17 protein-coding genes and 1 other RNA gene are annotated in these 24496 nt (G+C 60.3%); 12 read left to right on the forward strand and 6 right to left on the reverse strand.

Translation table 11 applies throughout. From position 1 onward, the window contains the following. Positions 1-88: 88 nt before the first annotated feature. The gene (gene xdhB / locus ACA068_RS10215; protein WP_497309522.1) at positions 89-2488 is read right to left on the reverse strand and encodes a xanthine dehydrogenase molybdopterin binding subunit; all 2400 of its coding nucleotides are present in this window, start codon (positions 2486-2488) and stop codon (positions 89-91) included. Then, entirely contained in the window at positions 2481-3935 is a 1455-nt protein-coding gene (xdhA, locus tag ACA068_RS10220; RefSeq protein ID WP_497309524.1) for a xanthine dehydrogenase small subunit, read from the reverse strand. The genes xdhB and xdhA overlap by 8 nt, the downstream gene beginning before the upstream one ends. A gap of 266 nt (positions 3936-4201) precedes the next feature. On the opposite strand from xdhA, the gene ACA068_RS10225 reads away from it, so the two are divergent. From ACA068_RS10225 to ffs, 6 genes are all read left to right on the forward strand, one after another. Continuing rightward, positions 4202-4861, forward strand: a complete 660-nt coding sequence (locus tag ACA068_RS10225) for a GntR family transcriptional regulator (RefSeq protein ID WP_109628876.1) — start codon at positions 4202-4204, stop codon at positions 4859-4861. 2 nt (positions 4862-4863) lie between these two features. Next, complete coding sequence (gene smc / locus ACA068_RS10230) at positions 4864-8352, forward strand: chromosome segregation protein SMC (RefSeq protein WP_497309526.1); 3489 nt, start codon at positions 4864-4866, stop codon at positions 8350-8352. A 258-nt stretch (positions 8353-8610) separates the two neighbouring features. After that, the gene (gene zipA, locus ACA068_RS10235; RefSeq protein WP_017337515.1) at positions 8611-9465 is read left to right on the forward strand and encodes a cell division protein ZipA; all 855 of its coding nucleotides are present in this window, start codon (positions 8611-8613) and stop codon (positions 9463-9465) included. Positions 9466-9593: 128 nt separating this feature from the next. Further along, positions 9594-11951 (forward strand): NAD-dependent DNA ligase LigA, encoded by a 2358-nt coding sequence (ligA, locus tag ACA068_RS10240; RefSeq protein ID WP_497309529.1) that lies wholly within the window; start codon positions 9594-9596, stop codon positions 11949-11951. 174 nt (positions 11952-12125) lie between these two features. Beyond that, positions 12126-13292, forward strand: coding sequence for a zinc-binding metallopeptidase family protein (locus ACA068_RS10245; RefSeq protein ID WP_497309531.1), 1167 nt, complete (start codon positions 12126-12128; stop codon positions 13290-13292). A gap of 192 nt (positions 13293-13484) precedes the next feature. Next, positions 13485-13581, forward strand: an RNA gene (gene ffs / locus ACA068_RS10250) — signal recognition particle sRNA small type. 184 nt (positions 13582-13765) lie between these two features. Here the strand turns inward: ffs and ACA068_RS10255 are convergent. After that, a complete protein-coding gene (locus ACA068_RS10255) occupies positions 13766-14080 on the reverse strand; it encodes a helix-turn-helix domain-containing protein (RefSeq protein ID WP_094471480.1) in 315 nt (104 codons plus the stop codon). A 303-nt stretch (positions 14081-14383) separates the two neighbouring features. On the opposite strand from ACA068_RS10255, the gene ACA068_RS10260 reads away from it, so the two are divergent. Beyond that, the gene (locus tag ACA068_RS10260) at positions 14384-16084 is read left to right on the forward strand and encodes a putative bifunctional diguanylate cyclase/phosphodiesterase (RefSeq protein WP_497309533.1); all 1701 of its coding nucleotides are present in this window, start codon (positions 14384-14386) and stop codon (positions 16082-16084) included. 118 nt (positions 16085-16202) lie between these two features. Here the strand turns inward: ACA068_RS10260 and ACA068_RS10265 are convergent, their stop codons facing one another. After that, positions 16203-16955: a substrate-binding periplasmic protein gene (locus ACA068_RS10265; protein WP_497309534.1), complete on the reverse strand. Its 753-nt coding sequence runs from the start codon at positions 16953-16955 to the stop codon at positions 16203-16205. Positions 16956-17099: 144 nt separating this feature from the next. On the opposite strand from ACA068_RS10265, the gene dnaX reads away from it, so the two are divergent. From dnaX to ACA068_RS10290, 5 genes are all read left to right on the forward strand, one after another. Next, positions 17100-19181, forward strand: coding sequence for a DNA polymerase III subunit gamma/tau (gene dnaX, locus ACA068_RS10270; protein WP_497309536.1), 2082 nt, complete (start codon positions 17100-17102; stop codon positions 19179-19181). A gap of 66 nt (positions 19182-19247) precedes the next feature. After that, a complete protein-coding gene (locus ACA068_RS10275) occupies positions 19248-19586 on the forward strand; it encodes a YbaB/EbfC family nucleoid-associated protein (RefSeq protein ID WP_109628912.1) in 339 nt (112 codons plus the stop codon). 278 nt (positions 19587-19864) lie between these two features. Further along, on the forward strand, positions 19865-20899 hold the full coding sequence (gene curA, locus ACA068_RS10280) for an NADPH-dependent curcumin/dihydrocurcumin reductase (protein ID WP_497309538.1): 1035 nt from the start codon (positions 19865-19867) through the stop codon (positions 20897-20899). Between the two features lie 65 nt (positions 20900-20964). Next, positions 20965-21567 carry a recombination mediator RecR gene (recR, locus tag ACA068_RS10285; protein ID WP_497309540.1) on the forward strand — a complete coding sequence of 201 codons (603 nt, stop codon included), beginning with the start codon at positions 20965-20967 and terminating at the stop codon, positions 21565-21567. A gap of 184 nt (positions 21568-21751) precedes the next feature. After that, a complete protein-coding gene (locus ACA068_RS10290; protein WP_497309541.1) occupies positions 21752-22900 on the forward strand; it encodes an acyl-CoA dehydrogenase family protein in 1149 nt (382 codons plus the stop codon). Positions 22901-23036: 136 nt separating this feature from the next. On the opposite strand, the gene ACA068_RS10295 is transcribed toward ACA068_RS10290, so the two are convergent. After that, positions 23037-23585 carry an adenine phosphoribosyltransferase gene (locus tag ACA068_RS10295; protein WP_497309543.1) on the reverse strand — a complete coding sequence of 183 codons (549 nt, stop codon included), beginning with the start codon at positions 23583-23585 and terminating at the stop codon, positions 23037-23039. A gap of 79 nt (positions 23586-23664) precedes the next feature. Further along, a complete protein-coding gene (gene fnr / locus ACA068_RS10300) occupies positions 23665-24399 on the reverse strand; it encodes a fumarate/nitrate reduction transcriptional regulator Fnr (protein ID WP_403100636.1) in 735 nt (244 codons plus the stop codon). Positions 24400-24496 lie beyond the last annotated feature (97 nt).

The following is a 24496-nucleotide window of genomic DNA, read 5'->3' on the forward strand; positions in this document are numbered from 1 at the left end:
CTCCTACAGTATTCGCGTCGTGCACATCATCGCGATACACCATCAATCTGTAGGAGCGAGGCTTGCCCGCGAAGGCCGCGCCTCGGTATCAGAGCGAAGCCAACTCAACTTCGGTTTCGGCAGCCTTTGCCGCCTTCAACTGCCGCATCTGCTCACACCCCCACAACACCCGCTCCGGGGTCGCCGGTGCGTCAATCTTCGGTTGATGCTTGTAGTCACCCAGGCTCGCCACCGCATCCTTGATCGCACACCACGACGCGATGCCGAGCATGAACGGTGGCTCACCCACAGCCTTGGAATGGAACACCGTGTCTTCCGGGTTCTTGCGGTTTTCCACCAGCTTCACCCGCAGGTCCAGCGGCATGTCGGCCACGGCCGGGATCTTGTAGCTGGCCGGGCCGTTGGTCATCAGTTTGCCTTTGTTGTTCCACACCAGTTCTTCCATGGTCAGCCACCCCATGCCCTGGATGAAACCGCCCTCGACCTGGCCGATGTCGATGGCCGGGTTCAGCGAGTCGCCGACGTCGTGGAGGATGTCAGTACGGAGCATTTTGTACTCGCCGGTCAGGGTGTCGATGATCACCTCGCAACAGGCTGCACCAAAGGCGTAGTAATAGAACGGCCGACCACGGGCCTGACTGCGGTCGTAGAAGATTTTCGGGGTCTTGTAGAAGCCGGTGCTCGACAGCGACACCTGGGCGAAATACGCCTGCTGGATCAGCGCTTCGAAGGTCAGGATGTGATCGCGAACCCGCACATGACCGTTGTGGAATTCCACGTCTTCTTCGCTGACCTTGTAATGCCGGGCGGCGAATTCCACGAGGCGTTTCTTGATGATTTCCGCCGCGTTCTGTGCCGCTTTACCGTTGAGGTCGGCACCGCTGGAAGCGGCGGTCGGCGAGGTGTTCGGCACCTTGTCGGTGTTGGTCGCGGTGATCTGCACGCGGTCCATTTCTACCTGGAACACTTGCGCCACGACTTGCGCGACTTTGGTGTTCAAACCCTGGCCCATTTCGGTGCCGCCATGGTTCAGGTGGATGCTGCCGTCGGTGTAGACGTGGATCAGCGCACCGGCCTGGTTGAGGAAGCTGGCGGTGAAGGAAATACCGAATTTCACCGGGGTCAGCGCGAGGCCTTTTTTCAGGATCGGGCTGTTGGCGTTGTAGCGACGGATCGCTTCACGGCGCTCGGCGTACTGGCTGCTTTCTTCCAGCTCTGCGGTCATTTCTTCGAGCATGTTGTGCTCGACGGTCTGGTAGTAGTGGGTGACGTTGCGCTCGGTCTTCCCGTAGTAGTTGGCCTTGCGCACCGCCAGCGGATCGAGGTGCAGATGCCGGGCAATCGCGTCCATCACTTCCTCGATGGCGACCATGCCTTGCGGGCCGCCGAAACCACGGTATGCGGTGTTTGAGGCGGTGTTGGTCTTGCAGCGGTGACCGTTGATGGTCGCATCGCCGAGGTAATAAGAGTTGTCGGCGTGGAACATCGCACGGTCGACAATTGACGCCGACAGGTCCGGCGAGCAACCGCAGTTGCCGGCCAGTTCCAGGGCAATACCGTGCAGGCGACCGGTGCTGTCGAAGCCGACGTCGTATTCGACGTAGAACGGGTGACGTTTGCCGGTCATCAGCATGTCTTCGACCCGCGGCAGGCGCATCTTGGTCGGCTGGCCGGTGAGGTGGGCGACGACTGCGCACAGGCACGCCGGGCTCGCGGCCTGGGTTTCCTTGCCACCGAAACCTCCGCCCATGCGGCGCATGTCGACGACGATTTTGTTCATCGACACGTCCAGAACCTCGGCCACCAGTTTCTGCACTTCAGTGGGGTTCTGCGTCGAGCAGTAGACAATCATCCCGCCGTCTTCAGTCGGCATCACCGAAGAAATCTGGGTTTCGAGGTAGAAGTGTTCCTGGCCGCCGATGTGCAGCGTGCCTTGAATGCGATGTTCAGCGGTGGCCAAGGCGCCGGCCGAATCACCACGCTGATGGGTGTGGCTGTCGAGCACGAAATGGCGTTTGCGCAAGGCTTCGACCACGTCCAGCACCGGCTCGAGATCTTCGTATTCGATGATCGCGGCCATGGCGGCTTTGCGTGCGGTTTCCAGATCTTTTGCGGCAACCGCCAGTACGGGTTGACCGACGAACTGCACGTCATCAATTGCCAGCAGTGGATCGCCCGGCAGCAAGGGCCCGATGTCTTTCAGGCCCGGCACATCTTCGTGGGTGATGGCGATGCGCACGCCTTCGAAGGCGTAGCAGGGCTTGGTGTCGATGCTGATGATTTTCGCGTGGGCGCGGTCCGACAGGCGTGCGTAAACGTGCAGCTGGTTCGGAAATTCCAGACGGTCGTCGATGTACTGCGCTTCACCCGACACATGCTTGGCGGCGCTGTCGTGCTTGACGCTGCGGCCGACACCGGTAGTCAGGTCCTTGGCGAACAGTTCAGCCAATTCGGCCTGGGTCTTCTCTACGGCGTGATGGTTAGACATAAGCGGTCACCCGAGTCTCGATGTGCGGCGTTTGCAGTTCGATGAAGTATTTGCGCAGCAGGTTCTGCGCGCTGAGCAGGCGATATTCCTTGCTGGCGCGGAAGTCCGAGAGCGGCGTGAAATCTTCGGCCAGTGCGGCGCAGGCGCGTTCGACGGTGGCGTGATTGAACGGTGAGCCGAGCAACACGGTTTCGCAGTTATTCGCACGTTTCGGAATCGCGGCCATGCCGCCGAACGCGACGCGGGCGTCGGCGATCACGCCGTTTTCAATCCGCAGGTTGAACGCGGCGCAAACGGCGGAAATGTCATCGTCCAGGCGCTTGGAAACCTTGTACGCACGGAACAGCTGTTCGGCGCAGGCACGCGGCACGATGATCTTCTCGATGAACTCGCTTTCCTGACGCGCGGTGACCCGGTAATCGATGAAGTAATCTTCAAGGGCCAGGGTGCGGCGGGTTTCGCCTTTGCACAGGACGATCTGCGCGCCCAAGGCAATTAGCAGGGGAGGCGAGTCACCGATTGGCGAGGCGTTGCCGATATTGCCGCCGAGGGTGCCCTGGTTGCGAATCTGCAATGAAGCGAAGCGTTGCAGCAATTCGCCGAAATCCGGGTATTCGGCCTTCAAGGCTTCGTAGCAATCGGAGAGGGCGGTCGCGGCGCCGATTTCCAGGCGATCTTCGAAGCGCTCGATGCGCTTCATTTCAGCGACGTTGCCAACGTAAATCATCACTGGCAGGGTGCGGTGGAACTGGGTGACTTCCAATGCCAGATCCGTACCGCCGGCCAGCAGCCGGGCCTGTGGATAAGCGTCGTAGAGGTCGGCCAGATCGGCCACGGTCAGCGGCACCAGGCAACGCTTGTCGCCGCTGTTGAGTTCGCCGATGTCGGTGGGGGCGATGGCTTTCAGGCGGGCGATGGTGTCGGCTTCGCGTGCATCGAATTGGTCCGGTTGTTTACCACAGCAAGATTGCTCGGCGGCTTCCAGAATCGGTCGATAGCCCGTGCAACGGCAGAGATTGCCGGCCAGTGCTTCATGGGCTTTATGAGCATCCGGTTGATCGCTGTTTTTTTGCAGGGCGAACAGCGACATGACGAAGCCCGGGGTGCAGAAGCCGCATTGCGAGCCGTGGCACTCGACCATGGCTTTCTGCACGCTGTGCAATTCGCCTTGGTGCTTGAGGTCTTCGACGCTGATCAGTTGTTTGCCGTGCAATGCCGACACGAACGTCAGGCACGAGTTGAGGCTGCGATAGCGAATGTGTTCGCGGCCATCGTCATCCGTTTGCAGCTCGCCGACCACCACGGTGCAGGCGCCGCAGTCACCGCTGGCGCAGCCTTCTTTGGTGCCGGGTTTGCCCACATGGTCGCGCAGATAATTGAGCACGGTCAGGTTTGGGTCCAGGGCGTGCTCGCTACGGAGTTCCTGGTTAAGTAAAAACTGGATCACGGAAGGCCTCGCAGACTCATTATTGTTGTTAACCGACTTGGACCGAATTTATCAGGTCTGACTTTGCGGTCAATGATTTTCTGACTTAAAGGTCAGGAAAAGCCATTTTGTCGATCAACGACTCGTTCCTTCATTATTGACCCTCGCGGGTTAGCCTGCTTTTTGCTTGATTCGTGCCAAAAACCGCTGAGTGGGCACTCCGCCATGACCCTTCATGTGCGCTACACTGCGCCGCTTGTGCAGATCGAAGAGTTTGAAGGACAACCATGACGTTCAAGGCGCCGGACAGCCTCGCCGAGCAAATCGCTCACCACCTCGCCGAACGCATCATTCGTGGCGAAATGAAGCCCGGGGAGCGCATCCAGGAACAGAAGGTTACGCTGGCCCTCAATGTCAGCCGCGGATCGGTCCGCGAAGCCTTGCTGATCCTCGAGCGCCGCCACCTGATCGCGATCCTGCCGCGACGCGGTGCCCACGTTACCGAGCTCACGGCCCATAAAGTGCAGAGCCTGTGCACGCTGATGAGCGAGCTGTACATTTTGCTCGGCAACGCCGTCGCCAAAGGCTGGCAGGTTCAGGCCGACATGGCGCCGTTCGTGCAGATCCAGCAGCGCCTGGCCGCCAGCTACGAGCGTCAGGACATCCGCACCTTCGTCGACGACAGCTTTAACGTGATGCGCGCCGCGTACCCGTTCGCCAACAACCCGTACTTGCAGGAAACCGTCGAGAACCTGCAACCGGCGATGAGCCGTGCGTATTTCCTCGCCCTGGACCAGCGCAAGGCGTCGATGAGCGAGTTCCTGGAGTTGTTCGAACGCTTGCTCGCCGCCGTGCTGGCCCGTGACTTTCCGCAGATCCGCGAAGTGCTGACGGCGTATGCCCAGCGCAGCAGCGATCTGGTGGTTTCTGCCCTGACGGACGCTTAAGCGTGCGGCTCAAGTGCATAAAGCTGGCAGGGTTCAAATCCTTCGTCGACCCGACCACGGTGAACTTCCCCAGCAACATGGCGGCCGTGGTCGGGCCCAATGGCTGCGGCAAGTCGAACATCATCGACGCCGTTCGCTGGGTGATGGGCGAAAGTTCGGCGAAGAACCTGCGCGGCGAGTCGATGACCGACGTCATCTTCAACGGTTCGACCAGCCGTAAACCGGTGAGCCAGGCGAGTATCGAACTGGTGTTCGATAACTCCGACGGCACGCTGCTTGGCGAATACGCCGCCTACGCGGAAATTTCCATTCGCCGCAAAGTGACCCGCGACAGCCAGACCACCTACTACCTCAACGGCACCAAATGCCGCCGCCGCGATATCACCGACATCTTTCTGGGCACCGGCCTGGGCCCGCGCAGCTATTCGATCATCGAGCAGGGGATGATCTCCAAGCTGATCGAGTCCAAGCCCGAAGACCTGCGCAACTTCATCGAAGAAGCGGCGGGTATCTCCAAGTACAAGGAGCGTCGGCGCGAGACCGAAAACCGCATCCGTCGCACCCATGAAAACCTGGCCCGCCTGACCGATTTGCGTGAAGAGCTTGAGCGTCAGCTTGAGCGCCTGCATCGCCAGGCCGAGGCCGCCAAGAAGTATCAGGAATACAAAGGCGAGGAGCGTCAGCTCAAGGCCCAACTGTCGGCGCTGCGCTGGCAGGCGTTGAACGAACAGGTCGGGCAGCGCGAAGCAGTCATTGGCAATCAGGAAGTCACCTTCGAATCCCTGGTTGCCGAGCAGCGCAACGCCGACGCCAGCATCGAACGCTTCCGTGACGGGCACCATGACCTGTCAGAACGCTTCAATCTGGTGCAGGGGCGCTTCTATTCAGTCGGCGGCGACATTGCCCGGGTCGAGCAGAGCATCCAGCACGGTCAGCAGCGCTTGCGGCAGTTGCAGGACGATCTGAAAGAAGCCGAGCGGGCGCGCCTGGAAACCGAATCGCACCTGGGTCACGACCGCACCTTGCTGCTGACCCTCGGCGAAGAGCTGGACATGCTCACGCCGGAGCAGGAAGTCACCAGCGCCGCCGCCGAAGAGGCCGCCGCGGCGCTGGAAGAATCCGAAACCACCATGCACGGCTGGCAGGAGCAGTGGGACACCTTCAACCTCACGGCCGCCGAGCCGCGCCGCCAGTCCGAGGTCCAGCAGTCACGCATTCAGCAACTCGAAACCAGCATGGAGCGTCTGGCCGATCGCCAGAAGCGTCTTGGCGAAGAGCGCGCGTTGCTCTCGGCGGACCCGGAAGACGCGGCGATCATGGAGCTCAGCGAGCAACTGGCCGCGAGCGAAGCGACCCTCGAAGATTTGCAGGCCAGCGAAGAAGCCCAGGTCGAACGCCTTGAGCAACTGCGTCAGGAATTGCAATTAGCGCTGCAAAATCAGCAGCAGGCCCAGGGCGATTTGCAGCGCCTGAACGGTCGTCTCGCTTCCCTCGAAGCCTTGCAGCAAGCCGCGCTCGATCCGGGCACCGGCACCGCTGAATGGCTGCGCGAACAGCATCTGGCGGACCGTCCGCGTCTGGCCGAAGGTTTGAAAGTTGAAGCGGGTTGGGAGCTGGCGGTGGAAACCGTGCTCGGTGCCGACCTGCAAGCGGTGCTGGTGGATGACTTCGGCGATTTCGATCTGGCCGGTTTTGCCCAAGGCGATTTACGTTTACTCAGCCCGGCGAGCGATGGCGTGCGCGTACCAGGCAGCCTGCTCGACAAGGTTGAGGCGCAGATCGATCTGTCACCCTGGTTGGGGCAGGTCAAACCGGTCGAAAGTCTCGAGCAGGCGTTGGCCTTGCGCAGTCAATTGACTGCGGGCCAGAGTCTGATCAGTCGCGACGGTTATTGGGTCGGTCGACACTTTCTACGTGTTCGTCGGGCCAGTGAAGCGGAAAGCGGCGTGCTCGCCCGGGGGCAGGAAATCCAGCGGCTGAGCATCGAGCGTGAAGAGCGCGAAGCCACGGTCGAATCCCTGGAAACCCAACTTCAGACGCTCAGGGCGCAGCAGCGTCAGCAGGAAAACGGTCGCGAACATTTGCGTCGTTTGCTGCAAGACGAAGCGCGTCAGCAAGGCGAATTGAAAGCCCAGTTGTCCGCCGGCAAAGCCAAGGTCGAACAGCTGACATTGCGCCGAACCCGCCTCGATGAAGAACTCACCGAGTTGGCCGAACAGCGTGCGCTGGAGCACGAAAACATCGGCGAAGCGCGCCTGCAATTGCAGGAAGCCCTCGATGCCATGGCGCTGGACACCGAGCAACGAGAGTTACTGCTGGCCCAGCGCGACAGCCTGCGCGAGCGACTTGATCGGGTGCGTCAGGAAGCCCGGCAACACAAGGATCACGCCCATCAACTGGCGGTGCGTCTGGGTTCGCTCAAGGCGCAACACGACTCGACGCGTCAGGCGCTGGAACGGCTAGAGATGCAGTCCGAGCGCCTGACTGAGAAACGCGAACAGCTGAGTCTCAACCTGGAGGAGGGCGAAGCGCCGCTGGAAGAGCTACGCCTGAAACTTGAAGAGTTGCTCGACAAGCGCATGACGGTCGACGAAGAACTGAAGACGGCGCAGATCGCCTTGGAAGATGCTGACCGTGAATTGCGTGATGCAGAAAAACGTCGCAACCAGGCCGAGCAGCAATCGCAGTTGATTCGTGGCCAGATGGAAACCCAGCGCATGGAATGGCAAGCCCTGACCGTGCGCCGCAAGACGCTGGAAGATCAGTTGCTGGAAGACGGCTACGACTTGCACGGCGTGCTCGCCACGCTGACCGCCGAGGCCAGCGAGAAGGATGCCGAAGAAGAACTCGAACGGATCGCGGCGCGGATTCAGCGCCTCGGTGCAATCAACCTGGCGGCCATCGACGAATACCAGCAACAATCCGAGCGTAAACGTTATCTGGATGCGCAGAACGATGATCTGGTGGAAGCGCTGGACACCCTTGAGAACGTGATTCGCAAGATCGACAAGGAAACCCGAAACCGCTTCAAGGATACCTTTGATCAGATCAATGGCGGTTTACAGGCGCTTTTCCCAAAAGTTTTCGGTGGAGGACGCGCGTATTTGGAACTGACGGGCGAAGATCTACTCGATACAGGGGTAACGATCATGGCGCAGCCGCCAGGAAAGAAGAACAGCACCATCCATTTGCTCTCCGGTGGCGAAAAAGCCCTGACCGCATTGGCCCTGGTGTTTGCCATCTTCAAGTTGAATCCGGCGCCGTTCTGCATGCTTGATGAAGTTGATGCACCCTTGGATGACGCTAACGTTGGACGCTACGCACGGCTGGTCAAAGAGATGTCGCAGACGGTGCAGTTCATCTATATCACCCACAATAAGATCGCCATGGAAATGGCCGAGCAACTGATGGGAGTGACGATGCACGAACCGGGTTGTTCGCGTCTGGTGGCAGTGGATGTCGAGGAGGCGATGGCGATGGTGGAGGCCTGAGTCGGTGCGTGTAGGGCAAGTATTTTTGATCTGTAGGATTTTTTTACTTGCCTCGACTTGCTGGCCAATCGACATATTCGCGCAAGCCATTGTGACAGACGGTGTAAAGTTACCTTTGGTCGTGCTAGTTTAATGTCAATTTTTCGTATACGTGGGCAAAACGCCTGTCAGAACATAGAGTTGGCGCCACGTTTTAAAGCGGTTTGCGAGTTGTAAACCCCTTATTTTTCAGCATTTTTTATAGAGGCACGGGATTACATGGAAATCGGTCTGCGCGAGTGGCTGATCGTCATCGGCATTATTGTCATTGCCGGTATTCTTTTCGATGGCTGGCGTCGCATGCGCGGCGGCAAGGGAAAACTGAAATTCCGTCTTGACCGAAGTTTGTCCAACCTGCCGGACGAGGACACCAGCGCCGAGCTGTTGGGCCCGCCCCGCGTGCTGGACACGCATAAAGAACCGCAACTGGACGAGCACGATCTGCCGTCGGTGAGCATGCCTGCTCGTGAGCCGCGTGAGTCGGGTTCCAAGCGCGGCAAACGTGGTCATGGCGAACCTTCCCAAGGCGACATGAACCTCAGCCTGGATCTGGATGGCGGCCCGAGCTTCAGCAGCCGTGACGACGATTTCCCGGATGACACCAAGGCTTCGCCGTCGGTCAGCGACAAGGAACAACCGCAAGCTGAAGAAGTGCTGGTGATCAGCGTGATCTGCCGTGACGCTGCCGGGTTCAAAGGCCCGGCACTGTTGCAGAACATTCTGGAAAGCGGTCTGCGTTTCGGTGAGATGGATATTTTCCACCGTCACGAAAGCATGGCCGGCAACGGTGAAGTCCTGTTCTCCATGGCCAATGCGGTCAAGCCGGGCATCTTCGATCTGGACGACATCGACCACTTCAGCACCCCGGCGGTGAGTTTCTTCCTCGGCCTGCCAGGCCCGCGTCATCCGAAGCAAGCCTTCGACGTGATGGTGGCCGCGGCGCGCAAACTGTCCCAGGAGCTGAACGGCGAACTGAAAGACGACCAGCGCAGCGTGCTGACTGCCCAGACGATTGAGCATTACCGTCAGCGCATCGTCGAGTTCGAACGCCGCGCCCTGACCCAGAAGCGTTGATCTGTAGGAGCCAGGCTTGCCGGCGAAGGCGATTTCAAGTACGCCTTCGCCGGCAAGCCTGGCTCCTACAAAAAAAATCTACAGATTGAGCAGCCTCGGCTGCTCTTTTGCTTTATGAGAGAACACCCATGACCGCCGCCAAAACCCGCATTCTAGAGCTGCGCGCTGAGCTGGATCAGCACAACTACCGTTATCACGTGCTGGACGAACCGAGCATCCCGGACGTCGAATACGATCGGTTGTTTCACGAGCTCAAGGCCCTCGAAGCGGCTCATCCTGACTTGATCACCAGCGACTCGCCAACCCAGCGCGTCGGTAGCGCTGCGCTGTCGGCGTTCACTCAGGTGCGCCACGAAGTGCCGATGCTCAGCCTCGGCAACGCCTTCGAAGAAAACGACATGCGCGAGTTCGATCGCCGGGTGACGGAAGGCCTGGACCTGCCGGCCGGTGATTTGTTTGGTGCCGGCGCGGCGGTGGAATACAGCTGCGAACCGAAGCTCGATGGTCTGGCGGTCAGCCTGCTTTATCAGGACGGTGTATTGGTGCGCGGCGCGACACGCGGCGACGGCGCCACCGGCGAAGACATCAGCGTCAACGTGCGCACTGTGCGCAACATCCCGCTGAAACTGCAGGGAACAGGCTGGCCGGCGACTCTGGAAGTGCGCGGCGAAGTGTTCATGTCCAAGGCCGGTTTCGAGCGCCTGAACGCCACGCAGCTGGAGGTCGGCGGCAAAACCTTCGCCAACCCGCGCAACGCGGCGGCCGGCAGCTTGCGCCAGCTGGATTCGAAAATCACCGCCAACCGTCCGCTGGAGTTCTGCTGCTATGGTATCGGCCAGATTTCGGCGGACATTGCCGACACGCACATTGGCAATCTCAAACAGCTCCAGGCGTGGGGCATGCCGATCAGTCGCGAGCTGAAACTGGCGCACGGCATTGATGAATGCCTGGATTACTACCGCGACATCGGTGAGCGCCGCAACGGGCTGGCCTATGAAATCGATGGCGTGGTGTTCAAGGTCAACAGCATCGCCTCCCAGCGTGAACTGGGTTTCCGCGCTCGCGAGCCGCGCTGGGCGATTGCCCACAAATTCCCGGCCATGGAGGAACTCACCGAACTGCTCGACGTGGAATTCCAGGTCGGCCGCACCGGCGCCGTGACGCCTGTGGCACGCTTGAAACCGGTAAAGGTCGCCGGGGTCACCGTGGCCAATGCGACGTTGCACAACATGGACGAAGTGGCGCGCCTGGGCCTGATGATCGGCGATACCGTGATCATTCGCCGCGCGGGCGATGTGATTCCGCAAGTGGTGCAAGTGGTCATGGAGCGTCGCCCGGACGACGCGCGTCCAGTGCAGATTCCGCAGCAGTGCCCGGTCTGCGGCTCACATGTCGAGCGCACGCAATTGGTCAAGCGCAGCAAGGGTCGCGAGACCGTCAGCGAAGGCGCGGTCTACCGCTGCGTCGGTCGTCTGGCCTGCGGTGCGCAACTCAAGCAGGCGATCATTCACTTCGTCTCCCGTCGTGCCATGGACATTGAAGGCCTGGGCGACAAGAGCGTTGAACAATTGGTGGATGAAGGTTTGGTGAGTTCTCCAGCCGATCTGTATGCCTTGAAGTTCGATGACATTGTCGATCTGGAGGGCTTTGCCGAGCTGTCGAGCAACAAACTGCTCGCCGCGATCAAGGACAGCAAGACACCGAGCCTGGCACGGTTCATCTATGCCCTCGGGATTCCTGATGTCGGCGAAGAGACGGCCAAGGTCCTGGCGCGCTCTCTCGGCTCGTTGGAGCGGGTTCAGCAGGCGTTGCCGCAAGTGCTCACGTACTTGCCGGATGTTGGTCTGGAAGTGGCTCACGAGATTCACAGCTTCTTCGAAGATGCGCATAACCAGCAGGTCATTTCGCAGCTGCTCAAGCACGGTCTGCAGATTCAGGATCAGGGCGAGTTGGGTGCTGAGTTTGCTGCCAGCACGACGTTGGGTGGTTTCCTCGACAAGCTGCACATTCCTTCGGTCGGGCCGGGCGGGGCGCAGAAGCTGGCGGACAAGTTTGGTTCGCTGGAAGGGGTGTTCGGTGCTGACTGGCTGGACATGCGCCAGGCACTGCCGGAGAAGCAGGCCAATTCAGTTCGAGAGTTTTTTGCGGTTGCAGAAAATCGCCAGGTTGCTGAGGCGGCTGAACAGCAGCTGCGCGATTTCGGCATGCACTGGCAGAGCGAGAAAAAAGTCGTCGAAGGCCTGCCGCTGGCGGGCCAGACCTGGGTGCTGACCGGTTCGCTGGAATTGATGAGTCGCGACATCGCCAAGGACAAACTCGAAAGCCTCGGCGCCAAGGTGGCGGGGTCGGTGTCGGCCAAGACCCATTGCGTGGTGGCTGGGCCGGGTGCCGGTTCGAAGTTGACCAAGGCTAATGAGTTGGGACTGAAGGTGCTCGATGAAGAGGCGTTTGTCGATTTTCTGAAAAAACACGGCATCTCTGTCTGACGCTGGACCTGTGGCGAGGGGGCTTGCTCCCGTTCGACTGTGCAGCAGTCGCCAAGACTTAGGTTAGGGGGACCGCTTCGCAGTCCAGCGGGAGCAAGCTCCCTCGCCACAGGAAACGGAACGATCTTCGCGCAGCAATGATCTAGTCTTGGCAAGCCCCAGGGAGAGATCGTCATGTACCGCTTCTTCGAACAGCTCAGCTCACGCATTGCTGCGCCCTTCATCGGTGAAAGTTCGCGCAACAGCAAGGTCTGGCAGTGCCGCTGCGGGCAGTCGCTGTTCTTTCGCAACAGCCAGTGCCTGGCCTGTTCGGCAGCGTTGGGCTATCAGCCGGAGCAGAGCCGCTTGTCCTCGCTGCAACCGGGTGTTCAGGTCGACACCTGGTCCCTCGACGTCGACCCTGAGGCCGGTCTGTTCCGGCGCTGCGCCAACCTCGATTCCCCGGCCGCGTGTAATTGGCTGCTGCCGGCCAATGACCACGATGCGCTGTGCATCGCCTGTAGCCTGAATCGCACCATCCCTGACCTGTCGATTGCCGAAAACCACGAACGCTGGCGCCAGGTCGAAACCGCCAAGCGTCGCTTGGTCGCGCAGTTGATCAGCCTGGGGTTGCAGGTGATTCCCAAAAGCGTCGACGAACAGACCGGCCTGGCCTTCGATTTCATTGGTGTCGACCTTGAAGGCAAGCCGCCGACCACGGGGCATGCCAACGGCCTGATCACCCTCGATATCAAGGAAGCCGACGACGCCCACCGCGAAAAGGTCCGGGTGCAAATGCACGAGCCTTATCGCACGCTGCTCGGGCATTTTCGGCATGAGGTCGGTCATTACTACTGGGATCGACTGATCGCCAACAGTCACTGGCTGGAACCATTTCGCGGGCTGTTCGGTGACGAGCGTGTCAGCTACGCCGACGCCCTCGAGCGCCATTACCAGCAAGGCGCACCGCTCGACTGGCAGCAACAGTGTGTCAGCGCCTACGCCACCATGCATCCGTGGGAAGACTGGGCGGAAACCTGGGCGCATTACCTGCACATGATGGACGCGGTGGACACGGCGCTGGGGTTTGGCATGAGCGCTCGCGAGATGGATTTCGACTACCAGCCATTCCCGCTCGACACGCTCTACGATCCGCAGCATCCCGGCGGTGCGGCGTTCCTGTCGTTCGTCAACGCGTGGATCGAACTGGCCGGCATGCTCAACGAGCTGTCGCGCAGCATGGGGCAGCCGGATTTCTATCCGTTCGTGCTGCCACCAGCGGTCATCGCCAAACTGCATTTTATCCACCTGGTGATCCAGCAAGAGGGCGGCAGGGCGGATGAAGTGCTGCAAGACCTCTAGCCGACTCCGTTCATCCGTAGCAGCTGTCGAGCCTCGCAGGCTCGACAGCTGCTACGTGACTGCGGTGTTCTGCAGATTTTGCATGTCCTTGAACCAGCACATATTTTTTAATCCCCTCGAACGGTTGTAACTTCGTCTCAGATAGGTACAATGGCGCGGCTCGCCGTCAGGTGAGCGTCGTTATGGTGACCCCATCGGTCCCCCCGCAACGATTACCCGTGAACCTGGTCAGACCTGGAAGGGAGCAGCCACAGCGGGAACATTGTGTGCCGGGGTGTGGCTGGTGGGGTTGCCTCCATAACGCACCGCGAGTTCTCTATCGCGTTTTCTGTCTGAAAATACTTATTTTGTGTGTGCTGCCATGGCGCTGGCTCCAGGCGGTATTTTTTCGTTTCCGATTTGCAGAATGAACGTAAAAAAGGAGGCCGATGTGTCGTATCAGACACGTCGGCTTCCTTTTTTCATTTCCGCCACTAAGGCTTGGACAAGGCCTGGTCAACCGCTGCGATCAGCTTTCCCAGATCCTTCGGGGTGGCTTTGTGGATGACACCGAACAGATACGCCCGCTGTTCATCTTCATCGCCGAGATCTGCGAAAAAGGCTTTCAGCTTTACGTCCAGCACGTCGGCAAGCAGGAACAAGGCTTCGACGCTGGGGGTATAGGTTCCGGTTTCAAAGCGGCTGATGGTTTTGGGGTCAAAACCGGTTTTTTCGCCGAGTTCAGCCTGAGTAAGCCCCGCGACCTTGCGGTAGCGTCGGATGGCTGGACCCAAACTTGAAATTTGCATCGCTCAATTCCCATTTAGAATCAAGAACTTAACGATAGATTTTTGCATTAGGCAACTGCATGATCCATCACCTTGCTTTGCAAAATGTGATGCGTTTCGTAGAATCGCCGCCAATAAGGGGTGATTGGTGACCTGTTTCCCGAAAATGGGCGATGCGAAACCGCCAGCATTGCGCTCCTTTGCCAGCCTTGCACGAGGTTTTTGAGACTAGCCGATCTTCGGTTCTGCGCGGTCATCAAATGCGGGTCATGGAGTGAAAACGTGTTTGCGCAGTCCCACCGCTAGCGACAGCGAGCCTGATTCATGGATGAGAAATACCGCAGGGCCGTGGATGCCGCCGCCATTTTTTCCGAGACTGACCTGAGCGGCCGGATCACCCACGTCAATGATCAGTTCTGCGCCGTGTCCGGTTATAGCCGCGACGAGTTGCTGGGGCAGAACCACCGTCTCCTCAACTCCGGCGTGCACACCGCTGACTTCTTCGCCGGCATGTGGCGCACCATCGCGCTGGGCAACGTCTGGAAAGGCGATATCTGCAATCGCGCCAAGGACGGCAGTCTGTACTGGGTCGAAAGCACCATGGTGCCGGTGCTCAATGACGCCACCGGGCGGGTCGATCGATACCTGTCGATTCGTTTCGACATCAGCGAAAAACGCCAGTTGTTGCATTCCCTGCAATGGCGGGTCGGGCACGACGTGCTGACCGGGCTGCCCAATCGTGCGTTCCTCTCGGATCTGCTGGACCAGGCGCTGGAGTTCTCCCGGCAGGAAAACATCCCGCTCGCCGTCTGCATGCTCGACCTTGACGGGTTCAAGGCGGTCAACGATGGATACGGCCACGCCAGTGGCGATCAATTGCTGGTGGAAGTGGCCAAGCGCTTGCGCCACATCGTGCGTGGCGAAGATGTCGTGGCGCGGTTGGCCGGCGACGAGTTCGTGCTGGTGTTGCGTTACGTGCGGGATCTGCCGGAATTGCGTGCGGCGCTGAACCGGGTGCTGGGGGCGATTTCGGCGCCGTATACGTTGCACGGCAAGGGCATCAATGTGTTCGCCAGCATCGGCGTCACGCTGTTTCCCCTCGACCATGAAGATGCTGAAACCCTGTTGCGTCACGCCGATCAGGCGATGTATGTGGCCAAGCAGCGCGGGCGCAACCGATTCCATCTGTTCGACGTGTCCAGGGATCAGGAGGTCAAGGCCACTCACCAGACGGTCGAGCGCGTGCGCCAGGCGCTGGCCGCCGATGAGCTGTGTTTGCATTTCCAGCCCAAGGTCAACATGCGCCTTGGTGTGGTGGTCGGTTTCGAGGCGCTGTTGCGCTGGGAACATCCGCAAAACGGCATGGTGCTGGCCCGGGAGTTTCTGCCGTTTGTGGAAGAGACGGACCTGATCGTCGACATCGGTGAATGGGTGATGGATCAGGTGCTGACGCAATTGCGCCGCTGGCAGCAGGCAGGGAAGGGCTGGCCGATCAGCATTAATGTCGCGGCCCGGCATTTTCAACGCGCGGATTTCGTCGACCGGCTCAGGCAGGTGCTCGACCGGCATGCCGACGTTGCGCCTCAGATGCTCGACCTGGAAATCGTCGAGTCGGTGGCGATCGAAAATATCCAGCACGTCAGCGCCTGTTTGCGGGCCTGTCAGGCGCTGGGGGTGCAGTTTTCACTGGGTGACTTCGGCACCGGTCATTCATCGCTGAGCGACCTCAAGCATTTGCGCACCCAGACCATCAAGATCGATAAATCATTTGCGCGCGACATTCTGGATGATCACGACGACCTGGCGCTGACCACGGCGGTGATCGGCCTGGCCCGGGCGTTTGGCCGGCAGGTGATTGCTGAAGGGGTGCAGAGTATCGAGCACGGTGAGTTGCTGTTGCGATTGGGGTGTGAAGTGGCTCAAGGCTATTTCATTGCCCGGCCGATGCCACCCGCCGACGTGCCGGGTTGGGTCGCGGGGTTTGTCGCGCCGCCGCAATGGCAAGCGCTGGATCAGGTTGGCTGAAGTCCGGAAATCCACACCGGTTCCCCTGTGGGAGTGAGCCTGCTCGCGATGGCGGTCTGACATTCAACATTGATGGTGACTGACATACCGCTATCGTGAGCAGGCTCACTCCCACAGGTTATGGATTGGCTCTGGGTTCTCCACCAATATAGAGCCGGATAATGTCATCAATCTCCCCCGACATTTTCATCCGCACCAACGTGCGCAGAATGCGTTGCACCGGCACCTTGGGATCGTTGCGCACGTAGCAGCCGACGCTCTGCTCCTGCAGCACCGCCACGCCTTTGAGTTGCTTGTCGGGTAACAGGCGCTGATTGAACCAGTCCAGTGTCCATTGATTGCTCACGGCGTAGCGATAGCGCCCGGCGTGGAGTTTTTCCAGCACCTGTTCCTGGTTGCGCGCGTCTTCGCGCAGCAGTCGGTCGGCATCGAACAGCGGTTGCAACGTTGGGTAGGAATAGCCGAGCACGGTGCCGATGGCTTGTCGCGGCAAGTTGGCAGGCACCACCGAGGGCTGCGAATCTTGCCGGCTGATCAGCAGGTCGCGCTGAAACCAGAGGGGAATGCTCCAGATGTAGTCGCCGGACTGATTCGGCTGCCAGGATTGCGCGGCATAGCAGCGGACATCGACCTCGCCGTGCTCCATGGCGTTTTGCACCCGTGCTCGGGGCAGCACTTGAAATTCGACCGGCACGCCAACCTGGGTCGCGAGGCTGAGCATCACGTCATACAGGATCCCTTGGGTTACACGCCCGCGTTCCAGTTGCACCATCGGCATCGCCCAACTGTCGGGCACTACAAAACGCAGCGGCGCTTCGGCGGCGGCGACGCTCAGACTTATCCACAGCAGTGCCCCCAAGGCAAAACGCATAAACGCTCCGGTACGTCATAAACCTGAGCCGATAAAAGCCCCCCAAAGTGCATCTTAGCCAGATTAGACGAGCGCACCGGATGCAATTTTGGCCTTGCTCCGCTAGCATTAGCCGCTTCTGTTCCTTCGTTGCGACGGTTTTCGATGAGTTATCAGGTTCTTGCACGTAAATGGCGTCCGCGCTCGTTCCGCGAAATGGTCGGCCAGGCCCATGTGCTCAAGGCTCTGATCAATGCCTTGGACAGCCAGCGGCTGCACCACGCGTACCTGTTCACCGGTACGCGCGGGGTCGGCAAGACCACCATCGCGCGGATCATCGCCAAATGCCTGAACTGTGAAACAGGTATCACTTCGACGCCCTGCGGCGAGTGCTCGGTATGCCGCGAAATCGATGAGGGCCGCTTTGTCGACCTGATCGAGATCGACGCCGCGAGCCGGACCAAGGTCGAGGACACCCGCGAGCTGCTCGATAACGTGCAATACGCGCCGAGCCGTGGCCGCTTCAAGGTCTACCTGATCGACGAAGTGCACATGCTCTCCAGCCATTCCTTCAATGCGCTGTTGAAAACCCTTGAAGAGCCGCCGCCCTACGTCAAGTTCATCCTGGCGACGACCGACCCGCAGAAGCTTCCTGCAACCATTCTGTCGCGGTGCCTGCAGTTCTCCCTCAAGAACATGACCCCGGAGCGTGTGGTCGAGCATTTGACCCATGTGCTGGGCGTCGAGAACGTGCCGTTCGAAGACGACGCACTGTGGCTGCTGGGTCGCGCCGCCGACGGCTCGATGCGTGACGCCATGAGCCTGACCGACCAGGCCATCGCCTTCGGTGAAGGCAAGGTCATGGCTGCCGACGTGCGGGCCATGCTGGGCACGCTCGATCATGGTCAGGTCTACGACGTTCTGCATGCGCTGATCGAAGGCGACGCCAAGGCCTTGCTCGAAGGTGTCCGCCATCTGGCGGAACAAGGCCCGGACTGGAACGGCGTGCTCTCGGAAATTCTCAACGTGCTGCACCGTGTCGCCATAGCCCAGGCGTTGCCTGAAGGCGTCGACAACGGTCATGGCGACCGCGATCGGGTGCTGGCGCTGGCTCAGGCCTTGCCGGCCGAAGACGTGCAGTTCTATTACCAGATGGGCCTGATCGGCCGCCGCGACTTGCCGCTGGCGCCGGACCCGCGTGGTGGCTTCGAAATGGTCTTGCTGCGAATGCTCGCGTTCCGACCGGCGGACACGGCCGACGCCCCGAGGCAACCGCTAAAGCCAGTGGGGATCAGCCAGGCCACAGTTGATTCCGCAAATTCAGTGGCTGCCGCGCCGGTTGCGGCGCCGATAGTCGCTGCGGCAGTTGCACCCGTTGCACCCGCGCCTGAACCCGTCGCTGCGGCGGTTCCTGCTCCAGCGCCTGAACCGGTTGCCCCCGTTGTGGTGGCCGAGCCTGTGGTTGAGCCGGTCGCGGTCGAGGCGGCGGTCGACTTGCCGTGGAATGACCCGGTCGAGCCTGAACCCGTCCAGCAACCCGCCGTCGAGCCGGTCCTGGAAACCACCAGCGAACAACCTGATCTGCCGCCCATGCCGTTGCCGACGCCTGACAGCGTGGTGCCGGACGCACCGGAGTGGGCCGCTGCGCCAATCCCGGAACCGTCGGTGGCCGACGTCGATGCCGCGACACCGGGTGTGGACCTGGATGACGAGCCGCCGCTGGACGAAGACTACATCGAGCCGGACATCGATTCTGCCTACAGCTACCTCGATGAACTGGCCAGTGAACACGCTGCCGAGCCAGCGCCGGAACCCGAGCCTGAGCCGGCCGCCATGCCCGCCACCGGTCTGGCCCTGCAATGGCTGGACTTGTTCCCGAAACTGCCGATCTCCGGCATGACCGGCAGCATCGCCGCCAACTGCACCCTTATCGCCGTCGATGGCGACCACTGGCTGATGCACCTGGATCCGGCCCACAGCGCCTTGTTCAACGCGACCCAGCAACGGCGTCTCAACGATGCGTTGAACCAGTTTCACGGGCGCACGCTGACCCTGAGCATGGAGCTGATCAAGCCGGAGCAGGAAACCCCGGCCCAGGCCGCTTCCCGTCGTCGTGCGAACCGTCAGCGCGAGGCGGAAGAGTCGATCCATGGTGATCCGTTCATCCAGCAAATGATGCAGCAGTTCGGTGCGGTGGTCCGCAACGATACTATTGAACCTGTCGAAGCCCTGGTCAGTCAGGGCTAATAACTGAAGGCGTTTGGCCACAAGGGCCGGGCGCTGTTTAAATCCAAGTACTTTGAGGTGATTCCCATGATGAAAGGTGGCATGGCCGGCCTGATGAAGCAGGCACAGCAGATGCAAGAAAAAATGGCCAAGATGCAGGAAGAACTGGCCAACGCTGAAGTCACCGGTAAAGCCGGCGGCGATATGGTCACCGTGGTGATGACCGGTCGTCACGACGTCAAGCGCGTGACCATCGACCCGAGCCTGGTTGAAGGCCTGAGCGAAGACGACAAAGAGATGCTGGAAGCCGTGTTCGCCGCCGCCGTCAACGACGCCGTGCGCAAGATCGAAGCCAACAGCCAGGACAAAATGGGCAACATGACCGCTGGCATGCAATTGCCACCGGGTATGAAACTGCCGTTCTGATTCGCCAAAGCGCGTCGGATGAGCTACAAAAAAATGCCAGGCATCGCGCCTGGCATTTTTGTTTCTGCCAGGCGAGGTTAATCCCTGTGGCGAGGGAGCTTGCTCCCGCTGGGGCGCGAAGCGGCCCCGCTCTTTAGCTGAAAAGAAGGGGAGCGCTGCGCAGTCCAGCGGGAGCAAGCTCCCTCGCCACAATGAAAGGCAGAAACATAGAACGCCACACCATCACAAAGGTCTGCTCCCCTATACCGCCGAATTCATCGATCACAGGAGACGCTCACATGCCAGACGCATTGACCCTCAACCAACGTATCGTCCTGGCGTCCCGCCCCGTAGGCGCGCCGACACCGGAGAATTTCCGCCTGGAACGGGAAGCACTGCCGGAACTTGCCGACGGCCAGGTCCTGCTCAAGACTCAATACCTCTCGCTGGACCCCTACATGCGCGGCCGCATGAGTGACGGGCCGTCCTACGCCGCACCGGTGGAAATCGGCGAGGTGATGACCGGTGGCGCTGTCAGCCGCGTCGAGCGCTCGCTGAATCCGAAATTCCATGAAGGCGATCTGGTGGTGGGCGCCACCGGCTGGCAGAGCCACAGCATCAGCGACGGTCGCAACATCATTCCGGTGCCGAGCGGTTTGCCGTCCCCGTCCATGGCCCTGGGTGTGCTGGGCATGCCGGGCATGACCGCGTACATGGGCCTGATGGACATCGGTCAGCCCAAGGCCGGCGAAACCCTGGTGGTCGCGGCCGCCTCGGGCGCGGTGGGTTCGGTGGTCGGCCAGGTGGCGAAGATCAAAGGCCTGCGCGTGGTGGGCGTGGCGGGCGGTGCGGAAAAATGCCGTTACGTGGTGGAAGAATTGGGGTTCGACGCTTGCGTCGACCACAAGAGCCCGAATTTCGCCGATGAACTGGCCCAGGCGTGCCCCGAGGGTATCGATATTTACTACGAGAACGTCGGCGGCAAGGTGTTCGACGCGGTGGTGCCGCTGCTCAATGCCAAGGCGCGGATTCCATTGTGCGGCCTCATCGCTTCCTACAACGCCCACGAAGCGCCGACCGGCCCGGATCGCCTGCCGCAATTGCAACGCACATTGCTGACCAAGCGCGTAAGAATCCAGGGCTTTATCGTGTTCGACGACTACGGTGATCGTCAGCCGGAGTTCGTCAGTGCCATGGCGCCGTGGGTGCGTGACGGCAAGGTCAAGTTCCGCGAAGACGTGGTCGATGGCCTCGAGAATGCGCCTGAGGCCTTCATCGGTCTGCTCGAAGGACGCAACTTCGGCAAACTGGTGGTGCGGGTCGCCCGGGACTGAGTAATTGACGCTATACAGAGGCGCGGGTATAAACCGCGTCTCGTTGATTTGTCGGACGTTCCCCCATGAGCTTCAGCCCTTTGATTCGCCAACTGATCGATGCCCTGCGAATTTTGCCGGGTGTCGGTCAGAAAACCGCCCAGCGCATGGCGCTGCAACTGCTTGAGCGTGATCGCAGCGGTGGTTCGCGACTGGCGTCGGCATTGAGCCAGGCCATGGAAGGGGTGGGCCATTGCCGGTTATGTCGCACGCTGACCGAAGATGACCTCTGCCCGCAATGTGCCGATACGCGCCGTGACGACACCTTGCTCTGCGTGGTGGAAGGTCCGATGGACGTCTACGCCGTGGAGCAGACCGGGTTCCGGGGTCGCTACTTTGTGCTCAAGGGCCATCTTTCGCCGCTCGACGGCCTGGGACCTGAGGCCATTGGCATTCCACAGCTGTTGGCGCGGATTGAAGGGGCCGGCACCTTTACCGAAGTCATCCTGGCCACCAATCCGACCGTGGAAGGTGAGGCGACGGCGCATTACATTGCGCAGTTGTTGAGCAATAAAGGTCTGATTGCCTCGCGTATCGCCCACGGTGTGCCGTTGGGTGGCGAGCTGGAACTGGTCGACGGCGGGACGTTGGCGCATTCGTTTGCGGGGCGTAAGCCGATCGCTCTTTGAGTCTTTTGGTGTTTGATCTGACGCCTTCGCGGGCAAGCCTCGCTCCTACAGAAGGACCGTTGACCCTGTAGGAGCGAGGCTTGCCCGCGAAGGGCGCAACTCGGTCCATCTGATTCACAACAATCCTGTTGAAAACAAAGCAAGCGCTCGGTTAACTTCGCTGAACCTTCAGTGGAGTTCGCCGATGCCTGCCTTTCAGGAATACTTCGATCCCAGCCACCAATTGGTCCGCGACAGCGTCAGACGTTTCGTCGAGCGTGAGATCCTTCCAGACATTGATCAGTGGGAAGAAGCTGAAAGCTTTCCCCGCGAGCTCTATCTCAAGGCCGGTGCGGCGGGAATCCTGGGGATCGGCTATCCCGAATCCCTGGGCGGCAGTCACGAAGGCGATCTGTTCGCCAAGGTCGCCGCCAGCGAAGAGTTGATGCGCTGTGGCTCTGGTGGCCTGGTGGCCGGCCTCGGTTCTCTGGACATCGGGCTGCCACCGATTCTCAAGTGGGCCCGGCCCGAAATCCGTGATCGTGTCGTGCCGCAAGTGCTGGCCGGCGAGAAGATCAGCGCGCTGGCTGTCACCGAACCCAGCGGCGGCTCCGATGTGGCCAACCTGCAAACCCGCGCTGTGCGTGACGGCGACTTTTACCGGGTCAGCGGCAGCAAAACTTTTATCACCAGTGGCGTGCGCGCGGATTTCTATACCGTGGCGGTACGCACCGGCGAGCCGGGTTTCGGTGGCATCAGTCTGCTGCTGTTCGAAAAAGGCACACCCGGTTTCACCGTCGGCCGTCAGTTGAAGAAAATGGGCTGGTGGGCGTCGGACACTGCCGAATTGTTCTTCGATGATTGCCGGGTGCCTGTGGGAAATCTGATTGGCGCCGAGAACATGGGGTTCGCCTGCATCATGGGCAACTTCCAGAGCGAGCGCCTGGCCTTGGCGCTGATGGCCAACATGACGGCGCAGCTGGCGTTGGAGGAAAGCCTGAAGTGGGCGCGTCAGCGCGAAGCCTTTGGCAAACCCATTGGCAAGTTCCAGGTGCTCAAGCACCGCCTCGCGGAAATGGCCACGGCCCTGGAGGTGTCACGGGAGTTCACTTACCGTCAGGCGGCGAAGATGGCGGCGGGGCAGAGCGTGATCAAGGAGATTTCCATGGCCAAGAACTTCGCGACCGACACGGCTGACCGGATTACCACGGATGCGGTGCAGATCCTCGGTGGCCTCGGTTACATGCGCGAGAGCCTGGTGGAGCGGTTGTATCGGGATAACCGGATTCTGTCGATTGGCGGCGGGACGCGCGAAGTGATGAACGAGATCATCAGTAAGCAGATGGGGCTTTGAATTTTGCGATGTGTCGGCTTGCGCCTTCGCGGGCAAGCCTCGCTCCTACGGTTTTCGGTCGAAGCCGAATTTCCGACACGACTCTGATCTTGTAGGAGCGAGGCTTGCCCGCGAAGTCGTCCGTGCGAACGCCGCCTTACTTCTCGCTCAACGAAAACTGCGTCAGGCAGAACGTAGGAATCCCCATCTCTTCCAGCCGCTGCGACCCACCCAGCTCCGGCAGATCAATAATCGCCGCCGCTTCATGAACCCGCGCGCCCATGCGCCGAATCAGGTTCGCCGCCGCAATCAGCGTACCGCCAGTGGCGATCAAATCATCAAACATCACCACCGAGTCGCCTTCGCACAAACTGTCGGCGTGCACTTCGAGAAAGGCTTCGCCGTATTCGGTTGCATAACCCTCGGCCAACACGTCGGCCGGCAGTTTTCCTTGCTTGCGGAACAGCACCAGCGGCTTGTTCAGCTGATAGGCCAGCACCGAGCCGATCAGGAAACCACGCGCATCCATCGCGCCGATGTGCGTGAAGTCCGCCTCGACATAACGGTGGGCGAAGCTGTCCATCACCAGACGCAGGGCCTTGGGCGACTGGAACAGAGGCGTGATGTCACGAAAGATCACGCCCGGCTTGGGGAAGTCGATCACGGGGCGGATCAGGGATTTGATGTCGAAGGATTCGATGAGCATCGTCGAGGTGTCCTGGCAGGCTGCAAACGTCGCAGTATAACGGCGGCTGAACCGTTTCGCTCGGCCGCAATTATTGCCATCAGCCTTCGAGCGAGCCACCGGCCAGGGCGCACAGCTGAATCGGGTCGAGGATGTGGATTTCCTTGCCCTCGGCGGCGATCAGTTCGTTTTGCTGGAAGCGCGTGAACACCCGGGACACGGTTTCCACCGCCAAGCCCAGGTAATTGCCGATTTCGTTGCGCGACATGCTCAGGCGGAACTGGTTGGCCGAGAAGCCCCGGGCGCGGAAGCGTGCCGAGAGGTTGACCAGAAACGTGGCGATGCGCTCGTCGGCGGTTTTTTTCGACAGCAGCAACATCATTTGCTGGTCGTCACGAATCTCGCGGCTCATCACCCGCATCAACTGACGGCGCAGTTGCGGCAGTTGCAGGGCCAGTTCGTCGAGGCGTTCGAAGGGGATTTCGCACACTGACGTGGTTTCCAGGGCTTGCGCCGAGACCGGGTGCTTTTCAGTGTCCATGCCCGACAGGCCGACCAGTTCGCTCGGCAAGTGGAAGCCGGTGAGCTGTTCTTCACCGCCATCGCTCAGGTTGAAGGTCTTGAGGGCGCCGGAGCGTACTGCATAAACGGAATCGAAGGTGTCGCCCTGGCGGAACAGGAACTCGCCTTTTTTCAGTGGGCGACCCCGTTTGACGATTTCGTCCAGCGCTTCCATGTCTTCCAGATTCAAAGAAAGTGGCAAGCAGAGGGGGGCCAGGCTGCAATCCTTGCAATGGACCTGGCTTTGAGCGCGCAGTTTTACTGGCTCGGACATTTCTTCAATCCTTGTGGGAAAACACACATAAGCCGTAAGGGTAACTCACGGGAGGACATTCAGGCACGCGGCGATTTTGCCGCAGGGTCGTAAAGCC

The sequence above is a fragment of the Pseudomonas sp. LBUM1660 genome (assembly GCF_059695935.1).